This is a genomic window from uncultured Aliivibrio sp. (genome assembly GCF_946479765.1).
Taxonomy (GTDB): domain Bacteria; phylum Pseudomonadota; class Gammaproteobacteria; order Enterobacterales; family Vibrionaceae; genus Aliivibrio.
The window spans coordinates 1-9,245 of record NZ_CAMLHO010000074.1; the positions used below are offsets into that span (position 1 = coordinate 1).

Annotated in this window: 11 protein-coding genes; 6 read left to right on the plus strand and 5 right to left on the minus strand. The window is 38.7% G+C overall.

The genetic code is table 11. The annotated features are described in order from the left end of the window. Positions 1 to 99: 99 nt before the first annotated feature. Both Q1K78_RS16110 and Q1K78_RS16115 read right to left on the minus strand, forming a co-directional pair. The gene (locus tag Q1K78_RS16110) at positions 100 to 321 is read right to left on the minus strand and encodes a DUF3820 family protein (protein WP_300181213.1); all 222 of its coding nucleotides are present in this window, start codon (positions 319 to 321) and stop codon (positions 100 to 102) included. Beyond that, complete coding sequence (locus Q1K78_RS16115; RefSeq protein WP_300181216.1) at positions 311 to 838, minus strand: NUDIX hydrolase; 528 nt, start codon at positions 836 to 838, stop codon at positions 311 to 313. Before Q1K78_RS16115 ends, Q1K78_RS16110 begins: the two co-directional genes overlap by 11 nt. A gap of 206 nt (positions 839 to 1,044) precedes the next feature. Between Q1K78_RS16115 and Q1K78_RS16120 the strand changes: the two genes are divergently transcribed. From Q1K78_RS16120 to Q1K78_RS16130, 3 genes are read left to right on the plus strand one after another with little or no spacing between them, the layout of a single operon-like run. Next, a complete protein-coding gene (locus tag Q1K78_RS16120; RefSeq protein ID WP_300181219.1) occupies positions 1,045 to 1,500 on the plus strand; it encodes a cytochrome c in 456 nt (151 codons plus the stop codon). 15 nt (positions 1,501 to 1,515) lie between these two features. Next, a complete protein-coding gene (locus Q1K78_RS16125) occupies positions 1,516 to 2,166 on the plus strand; it encodes a cytochrome b/b6 domain-containing protein (protein WP_300181222.1) in 651 nt (216 codons plus the stop codon). An 18-nt stretch (positions 2,167 to 2,184) separates the two neighbouring features. After that, complete coding sequence (locus tag Q1K78_RS16130) at positions 2,185 to 3,261, plus strand: mechanosensitive ion channel family protein (RefSeq protein ID WP_300181225.1); 1,077 nt, start codon at positions 2,185 to 2,187, stop codon at positions 3,259 to 3,261. 81 nt (positions 3,262 to 3,342) lie between these two features. Here Q1K78_RS16130 and Q1K78_RS16135 read toward each other — a convergent pair whose 3' ends face one another. Beyond that, complete coding sequence (locus Q1K78_RS16135; RefSeq protein ID WP_300181228.1) at positions 3,343 to 4,707, minus strand: TrkH family potassium uptake protein; 1,365 nt, start codon at positions 4,705 to 4,707, stop codon at positions 3,343 to 3,345. Then, positions 4,704 to 5,366: a TrkA family potassium uptake protein gene (locus Q1K78_RS16140; RefSeq protein WP_300181231.1), complete on the minus strand. Its 663-nt coding sequence runs from the start codon at positions 5,364 to 5,366 to the stop codon at positions 4,704 to 4,706. Before Q1K78_RS16140 ends, Q1K78_RS16135 begins: the two co-directional genes overlap by 4 nt. A 350-nt stretch (positions 5,367 to 5,716) precedes the next feature. On the opposite strand from Q1K78_RS16140, the gene deoD reads away from it, so the two are divergent. The 3 genes from deoD to Q1K78_RS16155 are packed head-to-tail and all read left to right on the plus strand — an operon-like array spanning position 5,717 to position 8,940. Further along, positions 5,717 to 6,427, plus strand: coding sequence for a purine-nucleoside phosphorylase (gene deoD, locus Q1K78_RS16145; RefSeq protein ID WP_300181234.1), 711 nt, complete (start codon positions 5,717 to 5,719; stop codon positions 6,425 to 6,427). 55 nt (positions 6,428 to 6,482) lie between these two features. Further along, complete coding sequence (locus Q1K78_RS16150) at positions 6,483 to 7,952, plus strand: lactate dehydrogenase (RefSeq protein ID WP_300181237.1); 1,470 nt, start codon at positions 6,483 to 6,485, stop codon at positions 7,950 to 7,952. 7 nt (positions 7,953 to 7,959) lie between these two features. Further along, positions 7,960 to 8,940 carry a sugar-binding transcriptional regulator gene (locus Q1K78_RS16155; protein WP_300181240.1) on the plus strand — a complete coding sequence of 327 codons (981 nt, stop codon included), beginning with the start codon at positions 7,960 to 7,962 and terminating at the stop codon, positions 8,938 to 8,940. A gap of 66 nt (positions 8,941 to 9,006) precedes the next feature. On the opposite strand, the gene Q1K78_RS16160 is transcribed toward Q1K78_RS16155, so the two are convergent. Continuing rightward, positions 9,007 to 9,198 carry a hypothetical protein gene (locus Q1K78_RS16160; RefSeq protein ID WP_300181243.1) on the minus strand — a complete coding sequence of 64 codons (192 nt, stop codon included), beginning with the start codon at positions 9,196 to 9,198 and terminating at the stop codon, positions 9,007 to 9,009. Positions 9,199 to 9,245: the final 47 nt, after the last annotated feature.

Consider the following 9,245-nt stretch of genomic DNA (forward strand, 5'->3'; position numbering starts at 1 on the left):
TCATCCCAGCGACAGCAAGCTGAACACTGGGGTTTCTCGCCTAACATGCTATAAATAAACTAAGCATGAGAATCCCACTCATGCTTTTTTATTTATACATTATCGCTTATATTTCAATGGTCGAATGACTTCATCTAATCCTTCAATTTTCATTGCTAAGCATAGCGCCATTAACTCACCGAGTTCTCCTTTTGGAAAGCCATCCTTACGCTCAAACCATAATAGATATTCTTCAGGAACGTCGATAAGTACACGACCTGCATACTTACCAAAAGGCATTTTCATCTGAGTTAATTTTAGGATTTGTTCTTTATTGAACATGTAAACGCTCTTTTACGATAAGGTGAAGTAAGAAAGTTTCGCGCTCTATACTCATGCCCTTTTTCTCGCTATGAGCAATAATATTTTCGTTATGAGCAATAGCTTCATGAATATTAATCCATACTGGTTTCATGCCGTTACGGATCTCATAGCTTTCATAATTCGTATCGCCTAGCTCTCTGTCTGTATCACAGGTATAACAATACGAAATCATGTGCAGTACATTACACTCATGCTTATACCAAGGACGGAATTCTTCATAGATACCGAACGGCTCAATATTAGAGATATTCTTAGCGCCGGTTTCTTCTTCTATCTCTCTTACTAATCCTGCAATAACATCTTCACCCTCATCAATACCACCACCGGGTAATGAATAATCGTGATAGCGCTCTGTATATAACAGTAGAATATCTTCACCTTTCAATACGATAGCGCGAGTTGCATTACGTTGGAGAATTTTTTTGTTGTCTAAATGATCTAGATCTGGATGCGTTGTAATATTTAAAATGCGCATAAAAACGAACAAGCCTACTTATAAAAATAACAATGCCATTATACGCACTTTGTTTTTTGATGCAGCCATCAAATTACCCTCCTTTTTTGTGCGGCTTTGCACAAAGTGTAAATAATGTGTAAATGTTGTGATGGTTAACTACTTCTTTTATCGATCATTTCATATAATAAAGACTTAAAATAATTACAAATCAAGGAAGTCTCAACATGAAAAAAATTCAAGCACTAATTATCGCTTCTACTCTTTTCGCTTCAACCTCTGTTTTAGCGCACACTTTTAACGAAGCGAACAAAGCCATTAAATATCGCCAAGCCGCTTTTACAATGATTGCTGGTAATGTCAGCGAAATGGGAGAAATGGTAAAAGGTAAAACAGAATGGAGTGATGTAATTTTTGCTAAACGTGCCAATCAACTGTCTCAACTAACCCTAATGCCATTAGATGCATTCTATGTTGAAGGCTCTGATAAAGGTAAAACGAACGCATTACCTGAAGTATGGAAAAACTTTCCGGATTTTGAAGCTCGTCTAGCTCAATTTCAAGAAGATGCGGCTGCACTAGCAAGTATTTCAGATAAGGGTGATAAAACAGCGATCCGTAAAGCCTTTGGTAAGACAGTTAAAAACTGTAAAGCGTGTCACACCGATTACAAAGCTAAGTAATAATAAAGGACGTTCATGAAAATCTGGGATAGTTTTATCCGAGTTTATCATTGGAGCCAAGTCGCATTGCTTGGCTCACTTTGGTACACCGCGGACGAAGGGCTGATGGAGTGGCATTTTACGCTTGCCTACCTTCTTATGGCATTATTAGGAACAAGAATTATTTGGGGAGTGATTGGAAGTGATACCGCTAAGTTCTCTCACTTTGTCACTTCTCCTAAAAAAGCGATTAGTTACTTATCATTAGAGAAGAAAGGAAAATTATCTCACTCTATCGGCCATAACCCTGCGGGCGGTTACATGGTCTTAGGTTTATTATTCTTACTGACATTACAGTTAGTCACTGGGTTGTTCAGTAATGATGATATTCTTTCAGAAGGTCCTCTGGCTTCATTAGTTAGTTATGATATAAGTGGATTTTTAACTCAAATACACCATCAAAACTTTGATGTTCTTCTAGGGTTTATTGGTTTACACATTGCCGCTGTTTTCTTTTATCGACTCAAAGGTATTAATTTAATTAAGCCAATGTTAACCGGATACGCAGAACTCACGGGGAATAGTCCAAAAATGAAGCATGCTGTCATTGCATGGGCCATTTTTACCATGATATTTCTCCTTATCTACTTTTTTTGGGCAAGCGAAGTGATAAGCTATCTTTTTTAAAATAAAAGAGAACTATCAATGACTCGTTTCCTTGATTGGTGGAATACCCTGTTAGAATTTAAAGATCACGATTGGGCACAAAATATCATCGTGATCTTTTTATTTAGTGCTTTTCTTTGGTTATCTTGGCGCATTATTGTTCAACGTCTTCATCATATTGCAACCAAAACTAAACTCCCTTGGGATGATGCTGTCATTATGGCTATCTCCTCCCCTATTACGCTTGTTATTTGGTTATGGCCTGCCACTGCCTCTTTAAAAATACTATTGGCAACACATACTCATTTCAGCACAAATTGGTTACCTGAATTACAGGCCTTTATCCTTGTGTGGAGCTTTATTTGGTCAGCGTTAAGATTAACCTCCTTAATTGAAAAACAAGTACTAACCAATCCAAAACACGATGAAACAACCGTACTTGCTTTAGGCAAAGTCAGCCGCCTTATTTTTATCTCGCTAGGGCTTCTGTCTTTAATGCAAGGCATGGGATTGAGCTTATCTGGTTTATTAACCTTTGGTGGTGTTGGTGGCTTAGTTGTCGGTTTAGCTGCCAAGGATTTATTATCTAACTTCTTTGGTGGCATGATGATCTATTTTGATCGCCCATTTAAAGTCGGTGATTGGATCCGCTCTCCTGACCGTTCACTAGAAGGAACTGTTGAACATATTGGTTGGCGAATGACGGTGATTAGAACATTTGATAAACGCCCTCTTTATGTCCCTAACTCAGTATTTAGCAGTATCGTCGTGGAAAACCCATCACGTATGCTGAACCGTCGTATAAAAGAAGACATTGGTATTCGCTATGATGATATCAAAAATATAGAACTGATTGTTAGCGACATTAAAGCAATGCTGATTGAGCATAATGATATTGATTCAAACCAAACCTTAATTGTGAACTTTAATGGTTTTGGTCCTTCGTCATTAGACTTATTGGTATATACCTTTACCAAAACAGTTAACTGGATTGAATATCATAATGTAAAGCAAGATGTATTAATTAAGATTGGGGACATCATTAGCCGACACAACGCTGAGATAGCTTTCCCAACTCAAACACTTAAAGTTGAGCAGTTACCTATTGAATCGTAAATTAAGGCAATAAATATCCATTAAAAATGGGTATATCGAGTTTATTTGATATGCCCTTTTTATATCATATTAGCTAAAACATTAGCCTATTAAGACATTTTCTTCAGGGTATTTCACACATGATTTTTGAGGCCTTGCAACCATATACGCTAAAGTCAAAGGACCGATACGACCAATAATCATCACGATGATCATAATAAACTTCCCCTTCTCTGATAAATCTGCCGTTAAACCAGCGGTTAAACCCACCGTTGCGAAGGCTGAAATTACTTCAAACATCACCTTATCAAAGCCTGCGTTTTCAGTAAGCATCAATGAGAACATCGCAATGGACAATAAAGAGCCACTGACCACAATAATAGCCAAGGACTTGGTGACAATAGGCCACCCCACGGTTCTTTTAAACATCACAACGTGTTTTTTCTGACGTAAGAAAGTCCATGTCGCCATTGCAGCAACTGTAATGGTCGATACTTTCAACCCGCCCCCCGTAGAAGTCGAACCGGCACCAATCAACATTAATATGATCATAATAAATAAAGCTGGTTGAGTGAATTGCGTTAAATCAACACTATTAAAACCAGCTGTACGTGCACTGGCTGATTGAAAAAAAGCCGCCAACCATTGTTCGCCTACCGATAATGACGCTAAGGTATTCGGGTTATTGTACTCAAGTACATAGAAAAATAAGGTACCAACTAACAATAACGTTGGTGTTGCGATAAGCATTATTTTTGTATGTAGTTGTAAGCGATGGAATCCTTTTGAGCCGTTTTTTACTAAATCCACAATAACGGTAAAGCCTAAACCCCCACCAATGAACAAACACGATAGCGTTAAGATAACCAAAGGATCACCGACATACCCCATTAAACTGTCTGAAAACAGTGAGAATCCGGCATTGTTGAATGCAGAGATAGAGTGAAATGCCGCATAAAACAGACCTTTCGCAACGCCAAGATCGGGGACCCATCGAAAAGATAGGATAATCATACCAATCAACTCTGCAACTAATGCAAAGCAAATAATGCTTTTAATTAGCTTACGTAAGTTCACTTTTTTCTCTTGCCCTAACGCCTCTTTTGCTAAGGCTTGTTGACGTAAACTCAACCGTAAACCAAAAACATACAGCAAAACTGCAGATAAGGTCATTTGCCCAAGACCACCAATTTGCATCAAGAACATTAACAGCACTTTGCCACTGATCGTAAAGTGGCTTCCTGTATCAACAACCCCTAATCCAGTCACACTAATGGCAGAAGTTGCTGTAAACAAGGCATCCATAAAGCTCAAACCCGATACAGAGAAGATAGGCAGTGTCAATAATACCGCCGATGGCAGTAGGATCGCCAAAAACGAAAAAAGGATGATCCTAGGCTCAGACCACTCCTTCGTTTTTTTATGATTCTTTATTGGGAATAAACCACGTTTAGGTAAGTAATTCATAAGCTTCTAATTTTTTTGGCCAATTGCTCTTCAGGGCCAACAATAATCAGAATATCCCCTATCTCTAACATTTTACTGTGCTCAGGTGCAGTCTCTATTTCTGGACCGCGTTTAATGGCGAGGATCTTCACATCCGACATCTGACAAAAATCAAGCTGCCCTAACGTTTTACCCATGTTTTGACCACCAATGACAATTTCTGTCATCGCTAATCCACTGCCTAATTGGTGGAATTCAAACACACGCTTGTCTAGCATTTTCCTTGCGACGCGGATCCCCATGTCTCGCTCAGGAAGAATGATATGATCCGCCCCAATTTTAGTTAATATTTTAGCGTGAAATTTATCATTCGCTTTTACCCATACGGTTTTTACACCTGCTTCTTTCAACACTAGGGTTGTTAATATACTGGAGTTAATATCGGAACCAATCGCTACCATGACCATGTCGTATTCATCAAGTTTTAGCTCTGAAATCGTTTCTTCATTAGCGCAATTCGCCACTATCGCGGTAGAAACAAAATCTGTCGCTTTCCTTACTCGTTCTTCATTAATATCAATCGCAAGAACTTGAGAACCGTATTGATTTAGCTCTTCACACACCGTTAATCCAAAACGACCTAAACCAATTACAGCGTATTGTTTGTTTTTTGCTTTCATCAAATTTACTCACTTAATAATCATGATATAAAATAGTAAGACTTCGCATCATCCTCTTAGAAGATAATAAGTTCAATCTAATTGAGAATGAGAAATAAAAAACTCAGCCTACGTATTAAAACTGAGAATGCTATTAAAACTAGGACCCAACAAAAATTGCGACTACCCATGCACTTTCAACAAATTTAGTTATCAATAACGAAAACAATGTAAAATCAATAAGAAAATGTGACCTTAATCTCATGACCCCTTAAAATATAGGCATAAAATAGCCACATATCGAACAAGATTGTTCAACAATTTTAGTTATAGCAAATTTCATTTTAATTATTTAGACCGGAGACCTTATTATGGCTACCCCACACATTAATGCACAAGTTGGTGATTTCGCAGAAACAGTTCTAATGCCTGGTGACCCATTGCGCGCAAAATTCATTGCTGAAAACTTCCTAGAAGACGTAACGCAAGTCTGTGATGTTCGTAATATGTTTGGTTACACGGGTACTTATAAAGGTAAAAAAGTATCAGTAATGGGTCACGGTATGGGTATACCATCATGTTGTATCTATGTTCATGAGCTTATCGCTGAATTCGGCGTAAAAAATGTTATCCGTGTTGGTAGCTGTGGCGCAGTACACGATGACGTTAAATTGATGGACATTGTTATTGGTATGGGTGCTTCTACGGATTCAAAAGTAAACCGTATTCGCTTCAACAACCATGACTTCGCAGCTATCGCAGATTTCGGTTTATTAGAAACAGCGGTTGCTCAAGCGCGTGAGTTAAATGTACCGGTAAAAGTAGGTAACGTATTCTCAGCAGATCTTTTCTACTCTCCAGAAACTGACCTATTCGACAAAATGGAAAAATTAGGCATTCTTGGTGTTGATATGGAAGCTGCTGGCATTTATGGTGTAGCCGCTGATTTAGGTGCAAAAGCCCTAACTATTCTAACGGTTTCTGATCATATCAAACGTGGTGAGAAATTAAGCTCTGAAGATCGTCAAAAATCATTCAATGACATGATGATTGTAGCACTAGAAACAGCGATTAAATTGTAATCATGTTTACGCCAGTAATTAACGCTGGCGCTCAAAAATCCATAAGGGGTGTCTAGTGCCTACTGAAAAACTGCCGTTGGCTGCTACGGGGTTACAACTCAATTTTTGTAAAACATTGGCGTGTGACAATTTTGGTGATAGCAATGAACAACATTATTTAGTTCAACGCACTAACCCTAAGCGACCAGCATTAGTTTGCCGGAAATGTGGTGCTTTTCCTCCCTTAATCAATAACAATGAGGTATTAAATGAGCTGGCTCGACAACGAACCGTTCAATCTCACTCATTGCCTTCATGCAATAATTCAACCTGTGATCATTTTGGCCTCGATGTATTAACCCATCGTGAGCTTTATCATGCGTTTGGTTATAGCGGCGATCGTCAACGCTATCGCTGTAAATGTTGTGCATCAACTTTTGTTGATAAATGGTCTGGTGAGAATCAAAAAAATCTTATTCAACAAAAGATTTTAGGTTTTTTATTTACTGGTTACTCTGTACGTGAAATTTGCCGCCGATTACATATAAATCCTAAAACCTTTTATGATCACATCAATCAAATAGCCAACCGATGTCGTCGCCACGTATCGTTGTTTGATACACGCTTACAACACGACAGAACCGAAATCCAACTTGCTTCAAATGCAACGCCTTTACAGCCCTTAAGCAATAATGGGGTTTTTTGGTATGCTACGGCTGAAATGAATTCTGGCTATGTTATTGCTCAACACATCAATTACTCAGAATGCGATCTACCTGGAACGCTACCTGATCACGACCCTTTTCAAAGTGATGCTCAATTTCTACCAAAGACCTTTATTGGCGAAGCACATTCGCAAGCCTCACTGACTGAAGATTCTATTTTTAAGCGTGTTGATAACAAATATCAAGAGATCCTTGCTAGAGCTAATGTGGAAGATCCACTAGGTAATTACGTTACATTAAATTACCCATCTAAAGGCGCGTTGATCAGAGCACCTTATACTTCTTATGCCCATTTTTTAGATATACAACAAGCCTTTGCACACTGTCATTCTATTGAACTATATATGCCTCAAGAGCCAATGCTGCGCTCTGCTGCTATGTCGGTCTTTTTAGAACGCATTAAAGAAAACAGTATTGATTTATTGTATGTTACTCAAGACTCGTTATTTCCCTTAGAGCAAAGTGGTGAAAAAATTGATATTCATCTTGTTGGTTGGTGGCGAGATCGCTGGGCATTTACCGAAGTTAATGGGCAACACAAAGGGATCTGTCATCTTAATGGCGCTGAAAATAATGAAATCTATTGGTTGAAGCGTGCCTCTGCGACCTCTTCGAAAGAGTATCAAGCGCGTTTTTATGCCCAATTTACCAGTTTAGTCGATGAACCAAGACGAAAATTACGTCCTGCAAGTTTACTTCCACTACTCGATATATTCAGAGCATGGCATAATCTCTGTCATCAGGATAAACTTGGCATCACGCCAGCACAGAAACTAGGGTTGATTTCTAAACCAATCACTCTTGCTGAATTATTAAGTTAGGACGTTTATGACCCTATTGCCTTCTCAAGACCAAACTGAAAACACCGATATGCTCACTGAAATCGCCATTCTTTATTATCAAGAAGGGGCTACTCAGGAGGAGATATCCAAAAAATTCGGTCTATCTCGCGCTAAAGTCGGACGAATGCTGAGAAAAGCACGGGAAGAAGGCATTGTTGAGATCACCGTTAAGTTTCACCCAGTATACAGTGCTCAACTTGAACAAAAATTAGTTGAAACCTTTAATTTAAAACGCGCTTTAATTTCATTAGATCAGCCAAATACCAATGAACAACGTAAACAAGTTGCGGCATTAGTGAGTTCGTATTTAAATAATAATTTACAAGACGACATGGCGGTAGCGGTTGGTCAAGGTCAAAACGTAGCAGCCGTGGCAGATCACGCGGGAATTGTCTCTCATCGTAATGCTCGATTTGTGTCAGCTATTGGCGGAACTCATCGCAGCGGCGACATTATTAATGCCGATCACATTTGCCGTCGACTTGCTAAAAAATATGGTGGTAGCAGTGAAACATTGTACGCACCCGCTTATGTCAATGACCCTAATTTACGATCTGCTTTTATGGAGCACACCACTATCAAAGAAACCTTAAATCAAGCTCGTAAAGCAGAGTTTGCCTTGGTGGGTATTGGCGATATGGATGAAAATAGTCACATGGTTAAATTAGGTTTCTTTACTCCAAGAGAGTTTGTTGAAGCTCGTTTGAATGATGGGATTGTGGGTGATATCGGTGGTTTTGACTTCTTTAAATTAGATGGTACAAACGCAGATACATTAATGCGTGGGCGCGTTATTGGCCTTGAAATGGAAGATTTACGACAAATTTCTAACGTGATTGCAATGGCCAGTGAAAGCCGCAAAGCTCTATCCATAATGGGTGCATTAAGAACGGGTGTGATTGATGTTCTTGCGACTAGCGTAAGCTGTGCAATGGCGCTACTTAACCTAGCTGAAAACGAAAAGTGACCATGTAAAAACGACAGACATAAAAAAGCCAGCACGAATGCTGGCTTTTGTGTTTTTAATAAGCACTTAACGATATAGACCAAGGTCTTTTTGTAAATGCTCTGATAATTCAGATGTGTAATGTGTTGATATTGTCTGGCCTTTACCAAATAAAACATCAACAAAATGAGCAATCAATCCTTTGATAGTTACTGAATAGGCCTTCTTTTCCAAAGAAGAAGTAGCGATGTTGTCAATATTCATTGCCGCTTGTGCCATGATTGCCTCACTTAAAAAAGTTATTCTCGATTTGATAAAGTGATTCT

What these genes read in the sequence shown, in the direction of transcription:
- Q1K78_RS16110 (WP_300181213.1), bottom strand. Translation starts at nt 321, where the DNA reads ATGTTCAATAAAGAACAAATCCTAAAATTAACTCAGATGAAAATGCCT.
- Q1K78_RS16115 (WP_300181216.1), bottom strand. Translation starts at nt 838, where the DNA reads ATGCGCATTTTAAATATTACAACGCATCCAGATCTAGATCATTTAGAC.
- Q1K78_RS16120 (WP_300181219.1), top strand. Translation starts at nt 1,045, where the DNA reads ATGAAAAAAATTCAAGCACTAATTATCGCTTCTACTCTTTTCGCTTCA.
- Q1K78_RS16125 (WP_300181222.1), top strand. Translation starts at nt 1,516, where the DNA reads ATGAAAATCTGGGATAGTTTTATCCGAGTTTATCATTGGAGCCAAGTC.
- Q1K78_RS16130 (WP_300181225.1), top strand. Translation starts at nt 2,185, where the DNA reads ATGACTCGTTTCCTTGATTGGTGGAATACCCTGTTAGAATTTAAAGAT.
- Q1K78_RS16135 (WP_300181228.1), bottom strand. Translation starts at nt 4,707, where the DNA reads ATGAATTACTTACCTAAACGTGGTTTATTCCCAATAAAGAATCATAAA.
- Q1K78_RS16140 (WP_300181231.1), bottom strand. Translation starts at nt 5,366, where the DNA reads ATGAAAGCAAAAAACAAACAATACGCTGTAATTGGTTTAGGTCGTTTT.
- deoD (WP_300181234.1), top strand. Translation starts at nt 5,717, where the DNA reads ATGGCTACCCCACACATTAATGCACAAGTTGGTGATTTCGCAGAAACA.
- Q1K78_RS16155 (WP_300181240.1), top strand. Translation starts at nt 7,960, where the DNA reads ATGACCCTATTGCCTTCTCAAGACCAAACTGAAAACACCGATATGCTC.
- Q1K78_RS16160 (WP_300181243.1), bottom strand. Translation starts at nt 9,198, where the DNA reads ATGGCACAAGCGGCAATGAATATTGACAACATCGCTACTTCTTCTTTG.